Annotated in this window: 16 protein-coding genes; 10 read left to right on the top strand and 6 right to left on the bottom strand. The window is 60.6% G+C overall.

Annotated elements, in window-relative coordinates; genetic code table 11:
- Positions 1–155: 155 nt before the first annotated feature.
- Together PF66_RS28700 and PF66_RS28705 are read left to right on the top strand one after the other, a co-directional pair.
- Complete coding sequence (locus tag PF66_RS28700) at positions 156–1,076, top strand: LysR family transcriptional regulator (protein WP_054059267.1); 921 nt, start codon at positions 156–158, stop codon at positions 1,074–1,076.
- Positions 1,077–1,671: 595 nt separating this feature from the next.
- Positions 1,672–2,412: a hypothetical protein gene (locus PF66_RS28705; RefSeq protein WP_152973103.1), complete on the top strand. Its 741-nt coding sequence runs from the start codon at positions 1,672–1,674 to the stop codon at positions 2,410–2,412.
- 76 nt (positions 2,413–2,488) lie between these two features.
- Here the strand turns inward: PF66_RS28705 and PF66_RS28710 are convergent, their stop codons facing one another.
- Together PF66_RS28710 and PF66_RS28715 are read right to left on the bottom strand one after the other, a co-directional pair.
- On the bottom strand, positions 2,489–3,667 hold the full coding sequence (locus PF66_RS28710; protein WP_192842736.1) for a GGDEF domain-containing protein: 1,179 nt from the start codon (positions 3,665–3,667) through the stop codon (positions 2,489–2,491).
- Positions 3,668–3,779: 112 nt separating this feature from the next.
- On the bottom strand, positions 3,780–5,120 hold the full coding sequence (locus PF66_RS28715; protein ID WP_054064538.1) for a PLP-dependent aminotransferase family protein: 1,341 nt from the start codon (positions 5,118–5,120) through the stop codon (positions 3,780–3,782).
- Positions 5,121–5,215: 95 nt separating this feature from the next.
- On the opposite strand from PF66_RS28715, the gene PF66_RS28720 reads away from it, so the two are divergent.
- A complete protein-coding gene (locus tag PF66_RS28720) occupies positions 5,216–5,701 on the top strand; it encodes a PaaI family thioesterase (RefSeq protein ID WP_054064539.1) in 486 nt (161 codons plus the stop codon).
- Between the two features lie 33 nt (positions 5,702–5,734).
- Here PF66_RS28720 and PF66_RS28725 read toward each other — a convergent pair whose 3' ends face one another.
- Together PF66_RS28725 and fabF are read right to left on the bottom strand one after the other, a co-directional pair.
- Complete coding sequence (locus tag PF66_RS28725; protein WP_054064540.1) at positions 5,735–6,796, bottom strand: alpha/beta fold hydrolase; 1,062 nt, start codon at positions 6,794–6,796, stop codon at positions 5,735–5,737.
- Between the two features lie 253 nt (positions 6,797–7,049).
- Positions 7,050–8,318 (bottom strand): beta-ketoacyl-ACP synthase II, encoded by a 1,269-nt coding sequence (fabF, locus tag PF66_RS28730; RefSeq protein WP_054064541.1) that lies wholly within the window; start codon positions 8,316–8,318, stop codon positions 7,050–7,052.
- 113 nt (positions 8,319–8,431) lie between these two features.
- Here fabF and PF66_RS28735 point away from each other — a divergent pair, with 113 nt between their 5' ends.
- Both PF66_RS28735 and queC read left to right on the top strand, forming a co-directional pair.
- Positions 8,432–8,923, top strand: a complete 492-nt coding sequence (locus PF66_RS28735; protein ID WP_054056945.1) for a winged helix-turn-helix transcriptional regulator — start codon at positions 8,432–8,434, stop codon at positions 8,921–8,923.
- A gap of 129 nt (positions 8,924–9,052) precedes the next feature.
- Positions 9,053–9,748, top strand: a complete 696-nt coding sequence (queC, locus tag PF66_RS28740) for a 7-cyano-7-deazaguanine synthase QueC (protein ID WP_054064542.1) — start codon at positions 9,053–9,055, stop codon at positions 9,746–9,748.
- A gap of 49 nt (positions 9,749–9,797) precedes the next feature.
- Here the strand turns inward: queC and PF66_RS28745 are convergent, their stop codons facing one another.
- Together PF66_RS28745 and PF66_RS28750 are read right to left on the bottom strand one after the other, a co-directional pair.
- The gene (locus tag PF66_RS28745) at positions 9,798–10,676 is read right to left on the bottom strand and encodes a queuosine precursor transporter (protein WP_054064543.1); all 879 of its coding nucleotides are present in this window, start codon (positions 10,674–10,676) and stop codon (positions 9,798–9,800) included.
- Positions 10,669–11,265 (bottom strand): helix-turn-helix transcriptional regulator, encoded by a 597-nt coding sequence (locus PF66_RS28750; RefSeq protein WP_054064544.1) that lies wholly within the window; start codon positions 11,263–11,265, stop codon positions 10,669–10,671. Before PF66_RS28750 ends, PF66_RS28745 begins: the two co-directional genes overlap by 8 nt.
- A 428-nt stretch (positions 11,266–11,693) precedes the next feature.
- Here PF66_RS28750 and PF66_RS28755 point away from each other — a divergent pair, with 428 nt between their 5' ends.
- The 5 genes from PF66_RS28755 (at position 11,694) to PF66_RS28775 (ending at position 16,485) form a co-directional block, all read left to right on the top strand.
- Complete coding sequence (locus tag PF66_RS28755) at positions 11,694–12,029, top strand: DUF6124 family protein (protein WP_054056949.1); 336 nt, start codon at positions 11,694–11,696, stop codon at positions 12,027–12,029.
- Between the two features lie 157 nt (positions 12,030–12,186).
- Positions 12,187–13,047, top strand: a complete 861-nt coding sequence (locus tag PF66_RS28760) for a MurR/RpiR family transcriptional regulator (RefSeq protein ID WP_054064545.1) — start codon at positions 12,187–12,189, stop codon at positions 13,045–13,047.
- 35 nt (positions 13,048–13,082) lie between these two features.
- Complete coding sequence (ddpX, locus tag PF66_RS28765) at positions 13,083–13,622, top strand: D-alanyl-D-alanine dipeptidase (protein ID WP_054056951.1); 540 nt, start codon at positions 13,083–13,085, stop codon at positions 13,620–13,622.
- A 195-nt stretch (positions 13,623–13,817) separates the two neighbouring features.
- Positions 13,818–15,398, top strand: coding sequence for an ABC transporter substrate-binding protein (locus PF66_RS28770; RefSeq protein WP_054056952.1), 1,581 nt, complete (start codon positions 13,818–13,820; stop codon positions 15,396–15,398).
- Between the two features lie 70 nt (positions 15,399–15,468).
- On the top strand, positions 15,469–16,485 hold the full coding sequence (locus PF66_RS28775) for an ABC transporter permease (RefSeq protein ID WP_054056953.1): 1,017 nt from the start codon (positions 15,469–15,471) through the stop codon (positions 16,483–16,485).

Genomic DNA, 16,485 nt, shown 5'->3' on the forward strand with positions numbered 1-16,485 from the left:
GTGCAGGGGTAATCAAAATGTGAGACGCGAATATAGGGAGGAGGCTTCGCCGAGGCTATTTAAAAAATAAATTGCTTCCGCTAATATACAAATAGAATGAATCACTGGAATGTGACGAATTAGCGCCATTGGATTTTCATCGAGACGGATCTCTTATGCTCAATAGCAATTTGCTTAGAAAGCTGGACATGCAGGACCTGATGGTATTTGTTGCGATATATGAGCAGAGCAGCGTTACCGAGGTGTCCGAAACCCTTTGCGTCAGCCAGTCCACCGTCAGCTACTGCCTGAAGAAGCTGCGTACCAGCTTCGAGGACGAACTGTTCATCCATACCCGCAATGCCATGTGGCCCACCAGCAAGGCCACCAGCATGTACAGCCATGTCATCAACATCCTTAAAAGCATCAATCTCTGTCATTCGGAAACAAAGCCATTCGATCCGGCAAAGAAAGAGATAACGTTCAACATCTGCGCTCCCGAGTATTTCGAGTTACTGATACTTCCGACACTTCTGAAAAGTTTCATCAAAAGCAGTTTCCCGGTCATCATAAACGTTCACAAGTTCAACAAGGATATCCCCGCGGAAAAACTTTCAGACGGCCGCCTCGACCTGGTAATTTGTTCCGGGCCAAACTTTCACCGCGACGCCAGAAACTTCAAGTCAAAAGTACTGCTCGACGATGATCTGGTCTGTGTCGTCGACAAGAAATTCACCCCCACCGGAAACAAATTCAATCTGGAAAGTTTTGTTGCCCGCCAGCATGTATTTCCCACGCCCTGGATATCGGATACCAACATGGTCGATGGCTGGCTGGGCAAACAAGGCTATACCCGACAGATCGTCGCCCGTTCCAACAGTTATGTGGCGGCACTGGAAATGATCAACGGGACGGAACTGGTCCTGACCCTGCCCCGGCGCATCCAGATGCTCATCTGCGACGAGACGAAATTCGCCTTCTGCAAGCCGCCGGTGGGCCTGCCCAGCTTCACCATGGACATGCTCTGGGACCGCAAGAGCGGCCAGAACAGCGCCAGTGCCTGGCTGCGCGAGCAGATCGCCAAGGTCTGTGCCTGAAAGGCCTGCCCCACTTCGGACCAGTGCCCTTGCCCGGCACCGGTCCCGCCTTGCCGGAGTTGCACCGCATGAGTGCAATTGATTAGCAACAGCATATGTATCTGTTAAGCAACAGCAGGTATTAATTGAAAAACGTCGGACAATCTATCCATTACGATGCTCCGCCGCACCAAAAAGAGACATCACTGTCCACAGCGCCGGAAGATATCCTTTTAATCCTCTTGCGCCGGGTTCGGATCACCTGCCCTCTTTAAATAGGTTTTCCCCCAGTGGACAGGCAATCTCGGCAATATATTGGCGCCATTGCCTTGTTAATACTCTTTTGCAAATACTGCCATGCCCTTGTTGGCCCAATCGTAGGACAACCGTACTCCCAATACCGCAGGCTCAATAAGCCCGAACGGAACGGCCCCAATCCTTCGACCCGCCCAAGGGGGATAACCGTTCCTTTGCACGCAACACGCGAAGTATTTTCTTACGGCCACCGGAGAACGCACTGACTATCTCACCTGGGGTATCCGGTTCAATTATGTGATCAGGCTTGTTGCCAGGGGCAGAAGGCCCCTTTAGTGGCTTCAATCTTCGAGGCCAGGATATGAACAACGTGCAGACATCCCATGAACGCATCACCCGAAGGACCCGGGGCCGTCGCCAGGGCCTGGGAGGCGAAATGCAAAATCCTGCATCAAGATCCGCCCTGATTCGCGTCGAGAAGCAGATGAATCAGAAGATTGCCGACCTGGGCCAGAGCCTGCGAGCCCCGATCAGGGAGCTGCAAGGCTCGGTCAGGGAACTGCAAGGCGCGGTCAGGCAGCAAGGTGAGCAGATAGCTACCCTGGCCAAGGCCGTCTCCGTGCAAGGGGTTGAGCTTCGAGCGGAAATCAGGGAGCAAGGCAGTGAATTCCGCCTTGCGATGGAGAAACAAGGCCACGAATTTCACCTGGCCCTGGAAAGACAAGGCCACGAGTTGCGTGGTGAGATCGAAAAACAGGGGCATGAACTGCGCAGTGCGATGGAGGAACAAGGCAACGAACTACGCACGGCCATGGAGAAACAGGGCAACGAACTGCGCATGGCCATGGAGAAACAGGGCAACGAACTGCGCATGGCGATGCAGAAACAAGGCAATGACCTGCGTATGGCGATGGAAAAACAAGGTAACGAACTGCGCGCAGCCATCAAGGATCAGGGCTTCACGTTGAAGACGTCGATCACCGAATTGAAAATGGACACCGAATCAAGATTCAAACTGGTGTACTGGCAGCTAGGCATCATCTTTGCGGTTCTGATGCTCCCGCTGGGCCGGCTCGCCTTCGACATGATTTTTGGCCAATAGCGGCTCAACCTGGCAGCCCGATCCTTGTTGGCCGCCATTGCCTCCCCCCTCCCCGTCAGTTGGCGACAGCCGCGAATCAGGATGTGCGCTGAGCCTCGCTGCGGGGAGCGGTCCGGTCGATCAGGCGAATACTGTCACGCCCGCCACGCTTGGACTCGTAGAGTGCCGCATCGCTGCGTTCGATCAGGGCCGCCAGGCTGCTGGGCGGCTGGTCGAACAGATTGGCGCCGATGCTGAGGGTCACCGCCTGGGGCGTGTCGAACGTCTGGCGAACAGCCTGCTGAAACTGGTCACGCAGCGTGCTGCCCAGATGAATGACCTGCTCACCCGACGTGCCGCCCAGCAGAATGACGAACTCGTCTCCGCCCAACCGGGCAGCCAGTGCACCTTCGGGCAACACCGAACGAATCATCTCGCTCAGCGCCACGAGCAGGCGATCGCCGGCCGTATGACCGTAGAGATCGTTGACCAGCTTGAAGTTGTCGACATCGATCAGCAGCAATGCTCCCGGCCGGGTATCCGAGACCTCTTCGAGCAGGCGCGGCGCACGCACTTCGAGGGCCCGACGGTTGTACATGGCGGTCAACGGATCACGGGCCGCCAGTCGGGCAATACGCTTTTCCCGGCGATATCGTTCGGTGCCGGTCATCGATAACGCAATCAGCATGATCGCCATCGCCCCCTCGACCAGCGAAATCTGGATGATCTCGCCACGAAACGCGGCAAGGTCGATCAAAGTGCCCGGGATGATCGTCGACAAGGCCTTGATCAGATAGAAAACCCCGTGGATCAGCAACACATAGCGCAACTGCACCGCCCCCACACTCAACGACTTGCCATGGGGGCGCAGGAGAAAGCTGGCACGCAAGGTCACCAGGGCAACCATCAACGAATTGACCAGCATCATGATCTTCGACCACGACGGGTCATTGGGCAGAAACAGCATGGCGACCCAGACCACGACAACCAGTAACCAGCTACGGGAGAGCCGGGTTTCGGTGAACCGCGCAACCCCCATCAGGAAAAACCAGTGCGCGGTCACCAGCAGGCCGTTGGCGAACCAGATACCCAGCAGCAGAAAACCGCTTCCACGCAGCAGGGCGAGAGTCGAGCCGATGCTGATCGTTGCGAAACCCGAACTCCAGAACAGCAGTGATGGCTCACGAACACTGCGCCACTCGACCGCCAAGTACAACGCGGCGGCCGCCGCCAGGGCGATCGTGAGTGTCAACAACGTGACGGGGTCAAGCGACATAGACGGACTGGCCTTTCTGACTTACGGGACAAAAGCGTCAATCATAATGCTTTTCATTGCAGACAGCCTGCCCATAGATGGCTTTTTGCCAACTTTCTGACGGACTGAACGCCTAGATCGGGAAGTCTTCGATGACTTGCCTGACCCGCGCCAGCACCGCTGGCAACTGTGCCGACGGCACTGAGCTCAGCCCCAGGCGCAAGGCATGCGGCGCATGCCGGGTGGTCGCATAGGCCTCGGCCCTGGACACGGCAATGCCGTTTTCGGCCAGAGCGGTGGCGATGCGATCCATGCGCAATGCTTCCGGCAAGCGGAGCCAGAGAAACAAAGAGGCCGGGTGAGCGATGATCTCCATGCCGGCCAATACCTCCCGGGCGATGACCTGCCGACGGCGGGCCTCGTCGCGCAGCCAGCTTTCCTGACGGGCGGCGGTGCCATCGGCGATCCAGCGGGTGGCCATGGCGGTGACCACACTGGGCATGCTCCAGGAACTGGCACGAATCACTTCCTTCACTCGAGCGGCACAAGCCGCAGGCACCACGACGAAACCGAAGCGCAGCCCGCTGGCCAGGCTCTTGGACAGGCTGGAGACATACAGGGTGCGCTCCGGTGCCAAGCTCAGCAGCGCCGGCGGTGCCTCGTCAACCAGATAGGCGTAGCCGGCATCCTCGATCAGCAGGCAATCATGCCGACGGGCAATCGTCACCAGCCGCTGGCGTTGGCTCGCGTCCAGCACCCAACCCAACGGATTGTGCAACGTGGGCATGGTGTAGATCGCCCGAATCCGTCGCTGCCGACACACCTCCTCGAGCGCGTCCAGGTCCGGCCCGTCACTCAAGCCCGGAACAGGCTGCAACACCAGCCCGTGGACACCGGCCAGCATCCTGAAGCCGGGATAGGTCAAGGCATCGACGGCCACCTCGTCATGCGGTCGGAGCAAGGCTCGCACGCAAACGTCCAGCCCCTGCTGCGCACCGTTGACCAGGAACACCTGTTGCGCGTCAACCGCCAGGCCGCGTGCCCTGGCCAGGAACTCGCCGACGATGCGCCGCTCGTGGCGCCGCCCGCCCGGCGGCTGCTGGTGCAGCAATGCCGCCAGGTCGCCGCTGTTCGCCAAGTCGCGCAACAGGCTGCGCAACTGTTCCGCCTGGCCCGGCCAGACGGGATGGTTGAACGACAGATCGATCGCACTGGCGCTCAGCCGCGCCTCATCGCCACTGTCCCATTCGCGCTGCTGGGGTCGATCACGCACGAAGGTGCCCCGCCCCGTCTCGCCGACCACCAGCCCCATGGCCTTGAGCCGGGCGTAGACCTTGCTCGCCGAGGCGATCGCCATGCCGTGCTGGCGGGCGAGCTGGCGATGGGTGGGCAACGGCGTGCCGGGTGGCAGGCGGCCACTGCGGATATCGGCCACCAGCGTTTCGAGCGCCCGGGAAACAGAAGAAACAGCCATCGGGGGATGTCCCTAGGACAATTTTTTGATTGTTCCATTCTAGGCGCACACACTGCAAACGCCCAATCGCTGGCACTCACTCGACAGGAGGTTGCATGACCGCACCCGTTCGTCCACTCCCGGTACTGGAGTACCTGCAGCGCCAGCTTGACGGCACGCTGGCTGAAAGTGACATCACCCATATGCAGTACCCCACGGCGATTTCCCGCCTGCTGGGCTTTCGTCTGGTCGCCATCGGCGAGGCCACGGCGACCCTGGCACTCGATGCCGATGCGGCGTTGCACGGCAACCAGCAGGGCACGGTCCACGGTGGGCTGCTGTGCGAGTTGGCCGACGCGGCCATCGGTACGGCCCATTCGACGTTGATGCAGGCAGCGCAAAGCTTTACCAGCATCGATCTCAAGGCGACCTTCCTGCGCCCGGTCTGGCAGTCGCGACTGCACGCCCGGGCCAGGGCGACTCACCTGGGCCGAACGATCAGTCATTATCTGTGCGAAATCGAACGCGAAGATGGCAAGCTCGTTGCCAGTATCAACAGTGCGGTGATGACGCTGCGCGACGAACAGGCCAGGGGCCGCTGAACGTGCGCAGCTCGGGAACGGACAGCCGTGACCTCAGAGATGATCCGCGTCGATCACTGCCTTGGCGAAGGCCTCTGGAGCCTCCTGCGGCAGGTTGTGACCGATACCGCCGCTGATCAGGCGGAACTCGTACTTGCCGGTGAAACGCTTGGCGTAATCCTCGGGCGCCGGATGCGGCGCGCCGTTGGCATCACCCTCGAGGGTGATGGTCGGCACGCTGATCGATGGCGCCGTGGCCAGTTTCTGTTCCAGCGCGTCGTATCGAGGCTCGCCCTGGACCAGGCCCAGGCGCCAGCGGTAGTTGAAGACCGTGATGTCGACATGGTCGGGATTCTCCAGCGCCTTGGCGCTACGGTCGTAGGTGGCATCGTCGAATGCCCATTTCGGCGAAGCCGTCTGCCAGATCAGCTTGGCGAAGTCATGGGTGTTCTTCTCGTAGCCGGCACGACCGCGGTCGGTGGCGAAATAAAACTGGTACCACCACTGCAATTCGGCCTTGGGCGGCAGCGGGTTCTTGCCAGCCGCCTGGTTGCCGATCAGGTAACCGCTGACCGAGACCAGCGCCTTGACCCGCTCCGGCCACAGGGCCGAGACGATATCCGCCGAGCGCGCGCCCCAGTCATAACCACCCAGCACGGCCTGCTTGATCTTCAGCGCGTCCATGAAGTCGATGACGTCGCTCGCCAACGCCGCGGGCTGACCGTTGCGCAGGGTTTTCGCGGAGAGGAAATGGGTATCGCCGTAGCCACGGGCGTAGGGCATCAGCACCCGGTAGCCCTTGGCGGCCAGCAACGGCGCGACGTTGTCATAGCTGTGAATGTCATACGGCCAGCCGTGCAGCAGAATCACCACCGGGCCATCGGCCGGGCCGGTTTCGGCATAGGCCACGTCAAGCAGCCCGGCCTTGATGTGCTTGAGGGGGCCGAAAGGCGAAGGTGCGGAGTGGGAGGTGCTGGCACTGGTTGTATCGACCGTTGCCGAGGCAGCCGCCTGCGCCTGGGTCGCCCCGAAAATGCCGAACAGGGCGAGTGCGAGCATCGACGAACCGGCCAGGCGGCCCAGGCCGTTCCTGTTGTTGTGCAGTGCCTTCTTCATGGTGATCTCTCCGTTGCCAGCCATGGGTCAGGGGTCTGGATGACGCCCTGCAAACCGTGGATGCATTTGACCGCCATGACGTATCCGGCCTGTGTCGAGTTCCGGGCCATTGGGAAAGCCTGTGTATCGCGCAACGGCCAGGATACACACTGATACAAAACCGCCTGCAAATCGCCTGTGTGCTACGCGAAGCCTGCCCCGCCCACAAGGTGTCGAGACAGGCGATGCCATGCACAGGGGCAAACCCTTTTCTCTATACCCAGCGCTTGAACAGCACGCTGGCATTCACCCCACCGAAACCGAAGCCATTGGACAGCGCATAGTCCATCGACAACGGTCGGGCCTGACCACGGACCAGGTCGAGCCCTTCGGCTGCCTCATCGGGGTTCTCCAGGTTGAGCGTCGCCGGTGCCACCTGATCGCGCAACGCCAACACCGTGAAAATCGCCTCGATGCCGCCGGCGGCCCCCAGCAGATGCCCGGTGGCGGACTTGGTCGAGCTGATCGCCGGGCCGCCCCGGGTACCGAACACGGCCTTGATCGCCGCCAGTTCGCCCTTGTCACCCACCGGCGTCGAAGTGGCATGGGCGTTCAGGTGACGGACCTGCGAGGGGTCGATCCCGGCCTGCAGCAGCGCCTGCTGCATGGCACGGCGGGCACCGTCGCCGTCCTCGGGACCGGCGGTCATGTGATAGGCGTCGGCACTGGTGCCGTAACCCACCAGTTCGGCCAGCGGCGTCGCGCCACGTGCCAGGGCATGCTCCAACGCCTCGATCACCAGCAGGCCGGCGCCCTCGCCCATGACAAAGCCGTCACGGGCCTGGTCGAACGGTCGGGAAGCCCGTTGCGGGGTCTCGTTGAAATCGCTCGACAGCGCCCGGGCCGCCGCGAAACCGGCCAGGCTGACGCGGTGGATACAGGCTTCGGCCCCACCGCAGATCGCCACGTCGATTTCCCCGGCCCGGATCATTCGCGCGGCATCGCCGATGGCCTGGACGCCCGCGGCACAGGCGGTCACCGGCGTGCCGAGCGGCCCCTTGAAACCATGACGGATCGACACATGCCCGGCCGCCAGGTTGCCCAGAAACGACGGGATGGTGAACGGCGACAGGCGCCGCGGCCCCTTGCTGTCGGTCGTCCGCACCGCCTCGGCAATGGCCGGGAAACCGCCGACCCCGGTGGCGATGATGGTACCGGTACGGGCCTGCGACTGGAGCGTATCGGGCGCCCAGCCTGCCTGGGCCAGCGCTTCCTCGGCCGCCGCCAGGGCAAACAGGATGAAGCGGTCCATCTTGCGCTGCTCCTTGGCCGCCAGCAGCAGGTCGGGATCGAAGCCCGCCTCCGGGTCCTGGGCACGGTCCGGGACCTGGCCGCCGATGCCGATCGCCAGGTCACCGATCAGGTCTTGCGGCAGCGGCCGTATCCCCGACTGTCCGGCCAACAGGCGCTGCCAGTTCGACTCCACACCGCAGCCCAACGGGGTCAGTGCGCCCATGCCCGTGACAACGATACGTTTGTTCATGACAATCCAACTCCTGCAGGTTATTGAGCAAGGTAATGGCCTGTGGACGTTACTATCATCATGAAAGTAACATATGACCTCACAAAAATCCGATTCCCCCTGCAGGAGCCGTCATGCAGCGCAAAACCCTGGCCCATGCCGAATGCCCGATCGCCCGCAGCCTCGAGCGGGTTGGCGAATGGTGGAATATCCTCATCATGCGCGACGCCCTGCAGGGGCTGAAACGCTTCGACGAGTTCTCCCGCAGCCTGGACATCGCCCCCAATATGCTCACCCGGCGCCTGAACGGGCTGGTGGAAGACGGCTTGCTCGAACGCCAGGCCTACAGCCAGCGCCCGCTGCGCTACCAGTACGTACCGACCGCCAAGGGCCGGGATTTTCGCGTGGTGCTGATGGCGCTGGTGGAATGGGGCAATCGCCATTACGCGCCGGAAGGCGAAAGCGTGCAGATCGTCGAACGCGAAAGCGGACGGCCACTGCACTTCATGCTGGCGGACGTCGCCGATGGCCGTCCGGTACCGCTGCAGAACAGCACCGTGAAGCCCGGGCCGGCCGCCAGCGAACAGATGCGTCAGCGCCTGGAAGGTCGCCGGGACGACGCCTGAGTTCAGCCTGGCCGGGCGCGACCGTGTCATCCCTGACGGCACGCGCAATTTCAGAAACGTCCCACGCCAGCCGGTTGGTCATTTGCGGTAGGGTCGACGCGAACCCACAACCGCCCAGGGATGAGCATAATGACCGAAAAAGCAGTAATCGTTTTCAGCGGTGGCCAGGACTCGACGACCTGTCTGATCCATGTCCGCCCCCTGTACGACGAAATCCATTGCATCACCTTCGATTATGGCCAACGCCACCGCGCCGAGATCGAAGTGGCGCGGCAACTGGCCAAACAATTGGGCGTCACCACGCACAAGGTATTGGACACCACGGTGTTGAACGAACTGGCCGTCAGCAGCCTGACCCGCGACGCCATACCGGTCCCTGCGGCCAACAGCCTGGCAGGCGGCGTGCCCAGCACGTTCGTGCCGGGCCGCAATATCCTGTTTCTGACACTCGCATCGATCCATGCCCACCAGCTCGGTGCACGAACCGTGGTCACCGGCGTCTGCGAGACGGACTTTTCCGGCTATCCGGATTGCCGTGACCACTTCATCAAGGCGCTGAACCCGGCCATTGAATTGGGCCTGGACTACCCGTTGCGGATCGAGACTCCGCTGATGTGGTTGAGCAAGGCCGAAACCTGGGCATTGGCGGACCACCACGGAGAGTTGGAGCGGATTCGGCGGGAGACCCTGACCTGCTACAGGGGCGTGAAAGGAGATGGCTGTGCCGAGTGTGATGCCTGCCATCTTCGCGCGAAGGGGCTGGAGCAATTCCTGGGTCATCGGCGCGAGGTCATGGGTAGCCTGAAAGAAAAACTGGGTCTCTGACGACACCCGCTCAAGGGGACGAGCCACTTCCATGGCTCGTCTTTCCCCCCTATGCCGGCCGAGCCTGGAAAACATAGCGTCTGAACAGTGCCCTGGCGCCATAGGCAGGCAGCACATTGAAGAAGGCAAAAAACATCTTTATGACAATCTGCACATAGATCAGATCCAGGATTTTCTCATTCGGCATCGTTCCGTAAAAAAGCACAAAGCAAAAAACAAAACTGTCTATGATCACGGCAAAAAAAGTACTGACAAACACGCGCAGGAAAAGAAACCTGGAGTTCGTAAGCCGCTTTATCCTGCATAACAGGTACGAGTTCACATACTCGGAAAACAGAAACGAAACCGAAGAAGCAATCAATGCCGAGGAAACATGGCCGACCACCTCACCGTAGGAGGCCCCAAGTGCCCAACCGGGCAGGCCCGGGGCCCAACTGGAAAGACTCAGCAGCAACAGGATGAAAGCATTGTTCACAAAAGCAAACAATATCGCCCGTCTTGCCAGCCTGAGCCCATAGGACTCATTCAACAGGTCCACGACCAGAAACGTCAGCGGATAGAGAAACACACCAGGGGTCACGACAACGTCCAGCGCTTCGACATGTATGAGCTTTGCCGCAGAGACATTGGTAAAAATGTAAATGGCGCATAAAGCCAGATTGAGGACCACATAGGTCATCCAGGAGCGCTCATTCCGGTCATTCATTTCGTAGGCCGTCAACACGGAGCCACCCGAATAGAATTTCCGGTAAACCTCCTTGATTTCAGACTTGTTCAAGTCATCCAGCATTTCACTTTTGAGCAGCTCATCCAGCCTCACCTTGATGACCCTGCCTGTAGAAATCAACATGACCACGGCGAGGCTCTTGTTATTTTCAAAACCCAATAACTTATACCTGCTGTTTTCGCTCTTCCTGTGCTCAACCATTGAACCGTTCCTCGATGATATCGCCCACCAGCAGAAATGCCGCAGAGTCCACAAGCGCCTCGCCCACCACCTGCAACTCGTTGGTTTCCCTTTCATAAACCAGCTTTTGCCCTTCGCTGCCAGACGCGCTCCTTCTGACGATCAGCAAGTCTCCCGGCTCATTGATGCCTCGAATACCATTTTCCAGAAGCACCCCGATCAGGTTGCAAGCCGCCCCGAAATAGTAGGTCAGTGGATGGCTGACGACCAACTCACCGATTCTCCTGTCAAGTTTATCGGGTAACGAGCGCTCCCTGATAATCGGCACCGCCGCCGGATTCATGTTTCCATGCAGGGAAACACTGTTTTCTACAACTTCCCTGCGTTCAAGGTCGACGGTTTCTATTTCCTGGTAGGAAACCCCAAAGAAGTCGGATATCTTGCGGATGGTCGATTGCTGGACGTTGACCACCCTACCTTCCAGAATATTGTAGATCGTCGTCCTGGTCAGCCCACTGGCACTGCACAACGACAACCTTGTCTCGCCGCGACTCTTCATGAGGTATCTGATATTGTTCTTCAGATTCTCCACCTTGTCCCTTTTGTACATACACACCACTTCCTTATCCTCGCAAAGACAACACGCCTTCGTGTATCAGCCGGAAAATCCTTTCAACCTGAAATCACCTTATACACACCACCCTGGAAAATCACCTTGATAGCACCCCACGAATAACCAGACACCTTCCTACCACGATACCGCCTTCATCGAAACACCAGAACAACCTACACATCAAAACAAGAAAATCCTTACGGAAAAATATTACACCCACCCAACAAAAACAAACCTCCCACCCTTTTAATAGAATTACCTCACAGAACTTTCCTACGCCAACGGCTTATTTTTACCGATGTTCATTATTTTGATTAATTCAATGGAGTTTTTCTGGTAATAACTAGCGGTCCGTCCGCTCATGTGACTGCCATGCAATGCCGCTTGCCCATGAGTCCGACACCCACCCCGCAAGGAGCTCAAGCATGAAAAAGGCCACCCCCCACGCCCCGGAGTCGGACCGCCTCCTTTCCAGGTGCAACCCTCAAAGGTGTTCACAACCTGCGAGCCGCTGGCCGCCGCTCTTCACCGTAGTGCCAGATATCGACACCCGATCACTGCTCTGTCACGCCAGCGAGACCCTTGCCTCCTTGAACGTCATGACCACCGACCTGGCCAGCGAACTGGAAGGTTCACACCGCAGTGTCGTACTGGCGGTGCAGCAACTGACTGAGCTGGGGGAATTGCTGGTCAACCGGGCGTTGAACAATCTGGAGCCACCGGCAGGACTGTCTGAAGCCGTAGTGGAGAACCCATGCTGAATCCGGCTCGCCAGCCCAGATAGGACATCCGCTTTGCCCAGCCCCCCGATCAGCGCCTGAAAAAAGGCATTGTGCTATCTCGAAAAGCAATGTTATTTTCATAACAAGCAACATGAAAATGACATAGATATAACAACTCAGACGCTGGCACGCCGACATGTCCACGGAAAAAAACCGCTTCCTGCAGCAACTGGAGCAACAGTTCTCCAGCCTGACCCCGACCGGCAAGCGCATCGCCAGCTACCTGCTGGGCAACCCGGAACAGCTGCCGTTCGAGTCGGCCGACAGCATCGCCCAGCACGCCTCGACCACCGGCATATCCGTGGGGCGTTTCCTGCGTTCACTGGGTTACCAGAACATCGACGACGTGAAGAAGAGCCTGCGTGGCGAGGCTCCGGCATCCTGGCTGATCACCGACCGCATCGGCGCCTTTCGGGCCGAGGCCAACCAGGGAGACGCCCTCGACCGCTCCATGCACCGCGAAATCGAGGCCATCGAGCATGCCTACGGTCTGGCACGCAGCGAGGCCTTTGCCCGGATCGTGCAGCGCATCCATGCAGCCGATGCCGTATTCATCCTGGGGATCCAGTCGACCCGCGGGATTCTCACCGCCTTCCACAGCCACCTCGAATACATTCGCCCCAAGGTCTACTACGTCGACGGCCTCTCGGGCATCTATGCCGAAACGCTGAACTCCGGCTTCGCCAACCCCTACGCGATCATCGCCGACTTCCGCGCCTACTCCAGCGTGGCCCAGACCTTCTGCCAGGTGGCCAGGGACAACGACCTGCCCCTCGCGCTGATCACCGACCTGCAATGCCCCTGGGCCCGCGACCATGAGCTGGACCTGCTGCAACTGAAAACCGATGTCGGCCAGTTCTGGGACTCCCTCGCACCACTGACCTGCCTGCTCAACCTGGTGGTCTCGGCGGTGGCGGAGAAGTACGGCGATCGACTCGACGAGCGCCTGGCCCGTAACCGCCAACTGCAGAAAGCCTTCGGCCAGTTCGAAGGTTGATTCAACGCCCAGCAAGTCCCAACCGGAGTGTTTGTGTGAACAGCAACCCCCTTGTAGAAATCGATGCCCGGCGCTACCAGGTGCAGATCGAAATGATCTACGCCAGCGCGGACAACCTGGCCGGGAAAGTGATCTACCCCACTGCCCGCTGCCGGCTGCACCGCGAAGCCGCCGAACGCCTGGAACTGGCCAGCCGGCTGGCCCGCCAGGCCGGCTACACCCTGCGCATCTATGACGCCTACCGGCCGCCCTACGCCCAACACCTGTTGTGGGAAGCGCTGCCGAACAACGACTACGTGCGCGACCCGCACCTGGGCTCGCACCACAGCCGTGGCGTGGCGGTGGACCTGACCCTGGTCGACAGCGACAACCAGCCGCTGGACATGGGCAGCGCCTTCGACACCATGGAAGAACGCTCCCATCAGTTCTACCCCGACCTGCCCGCCCTGGTGCAGCGCAATCGCCTGCTGTTGCTCGGCGTGATGCTCGCGGCCGGATTTCAGGCCATCGCCACCGAGTGGTGGCATTACGAGCTGCCCAATGCCGACGACTACCCCCTGCTGGAGGACGAATAGACAAACGCCCAGTAACCGTTCCAACCCGATACCAACGCGGCCAGAGAGCCTCGAACGCTACGCAGCACAGCCGCCTCAAAGGGGCTGAAAACAACAATAACCCGCGCGACTTACGCTTCACCTGCAACTGCCCGGTTATAGCTTTTATAAAAAACCTGACGAACTTCCATACATCGAATGATCAAGGAAACCGGCATGAACCCAATCGACACCGTGACCCGCAAGACCGTCCCCGGCACCGGCAAGCTGCTGCTGACCCTGCTGTGCAGCGCCCTGAGCCTCGGCGCCTGGCAGGCCACCAGCGCGGCCACGCCACAGGACACGCTGGTCATCGGCAAGCCCGCCGACCCACAGACCCTCGACCCGGCGGTGACCTTCGACAACAACGACTGGACCATCACCTACCCGTCCTACCAGCGCCTGGTCGGCTACAAGGTCGAAGGCGACAGGAGCAGCACCGAAGTCCAGGGCGACCTGGCCGAAAGCTGGACCGTCTCTCCGGACAACCTGGTCTGGGAGTTCAAACTCAAGGCCGGCAACAAGTTCGATGACGGCGCACCGGTGGACGCCGCCGCCGTGAAGTTCTCCTTCGACCGCCTGATGACCCTCAAGCAAGGCCCGTCCGGCGCCTTCCCCGAGGACATGGTGGTCTCGGTGGTCGACCCGCAGACCATCCGTTTCACCCTCAAGACACCGTTCGCGCCGTTCCTGTTCACCCTGGCCCACAACGGCGCCTCGATCATCAACCCGGATGTGGTGAACAAGAGCAGCGACGTCAACGCCTGGCTGTCCAGCCACACCGCCGGTTCCGGCCCCTTCCGCCTGAGCAACTGGCAGAAGGGCCAGTCGCTGACCCTGGAACCGAACAGCTATTTCGCCGGTGCCAGGCCGGCGCTGAAAAGCGTGATCATCAAGATCATCGCCGAGCCGTCGGTACGCCGCCTGCAACTGGAAAAAGGCGACCTGGACATCATCGAGGACATGCCCGAAGACCAGCTCAGCGTACTGGCCAAGAAGCCCGGGGTGGCGGTCAGGGAATTCCCGTCGCTGCGCGTGACCTACCTGTACCTGAACAACAAGAAGGGCCCGCTGACCAGCGTCGACGCCCGCCGTGGCATCACCGAGGCGGTGGACTACAGCGGTATCGTCAAGGGCATCCTCAAGGACAAGGCCAAGCTGATGAACGGGCCGATCCCGGATGGCATGTGGGCCTACGACAGCACCCTGCCGGCGATGAAGCAGGACCTCGCCGCCGCCAAGGCAAGCCTGGCCAAGGCCCCGCAGAAAGTCACCAACCTGAGCTACCTGTACTCCGACAAGGACCCGAACTGGGAACCGATCGGCCTGACGCTGCAGGCGGCGCTGGCCCCGCTGGGAGTCAACCTCAAGCTGGAAAAACTCGCCAACGCGACCCTGCGCGAGCGCGTCGGCCAGGCCGACTACGACATCGCCGCCGGCGCCTGGAGCCCGGACTTCGCCGATCCGTACATGTTCATGAATTTCTGGTTCGACTCCAGGATGCAGGGCCTGCAGGGCAACCGCTCGTTCTACAGCAACCCCGAGGTCGACAAGCTGATCCGTGAAGCGGCGGCCACCAGTGACACCGCCAAGCGCGTCGAGCTGTACCAGACGGCGCAGAAAAGGGTGCTCAAGGACAGCGTCTACGCCTACCTCTACCAGAAGAGCTACACCCTGCCGATGCGTGATTCGGTCAAGGGCTACGTGTTCAATCCGATGCTCGAACAGGTGTTCAACCTGGGCAGCATGAGCAAGTAAGCCTGCTCGCCCGCGCCGGTCGTTCGCGACTGGCGCGGCGTTCCCGTCGTTCGTGTGACTGAGGTGCCAGATGGCCTTCCTGACTCTGTTGCGCAAGCGCCTGCTCGGCCTGGTACTGGTCGTGTTCGGTGTTTCGCTGATTACCTTCGCAATTTCCCACCTGATCCCCGGGGACCCGGCCCGGCTGATCGCCGGCGATCGCGCCAGCGATGAACTGGTGGCCGGCATCCGCCACCAGTTGGGCCTGGACCTGCCGCTGTATCAACAATACGGCCGCTACCTGATGGACCTGCTGCACGGTGACCTGGGCACCTCGATCCGCACCAACCGGCCGGTGCTGGAAGACTTGCAGGCGTTCTTCCCCGCCACCCTGGAACTGGCGCTGGTGGCGCTGCTGTTGGCCATTCTCGTCGGCGTGCCGCTGGGCGTGCTGTCGGCGGTCTACCACAACCGCGCCATCGACCAGATCGCCCGCACCCTGGCGGTGACCGGCATTTCCACCCCGGCGTTCTGGCTGGGCCTGGGCACCATCGTGCTGTTCTACGGCCAACTCGGCTGGCTGCCCGGTGGCGGTCGCCTGTCCGAAGGGCTGACACCCCCACCGACCTTCACCGGTTTCTACCTGATCGACTCGCTGCTCGCCGGCGACGGCAGCCTGTTCGGCGATGCGCTGCAGCACCTGATCCTGCCCGCCGCCACCCTCGGTTTCGTGACCCTGGGCGTGGTCGCCCGGCAGATCCGCTCGGCGATGCTCGATCAACTCGGCGAGGACTACATCCGCACCGCCAGGGCCTATGGCCTGTCGCGCTGGACGGTGATCCTGCGCCATGCCCTGCCCAACGCGCTGATTCCTTCGGTCACCGTGCTCGGCCTGACCCTCGGCGATCTGCTCTACGGCGCCGTGCTGACCGAAACCGTGTTCGCCTGGCCCGGCATGGGCGCCTATGTGGTCAAGTCGATCCAGTCGCTGGATTTCCCGGCGGTGATGGGCTTCGCGATCCTGGTGTCCTTCATCTATGTGCTGCTGAACATGGCCATCGATCTTCTGTACCGCGTGATCGACCCACGCATCGGCGAGGTGAGCTGA

It is taken from the genome of Pseudomonas asplenii (assembly GCF_001293465.1).
In the GTDB taxonomy this organism is placed as follows: domain Bacteria; phylum Pseudomonadota; class Gammaproteobacteria; order Pseudomonadales; family Pseudomonadaceae; genus Aquipseudomonas; species Aquipseudomonas fuscovaginae_B.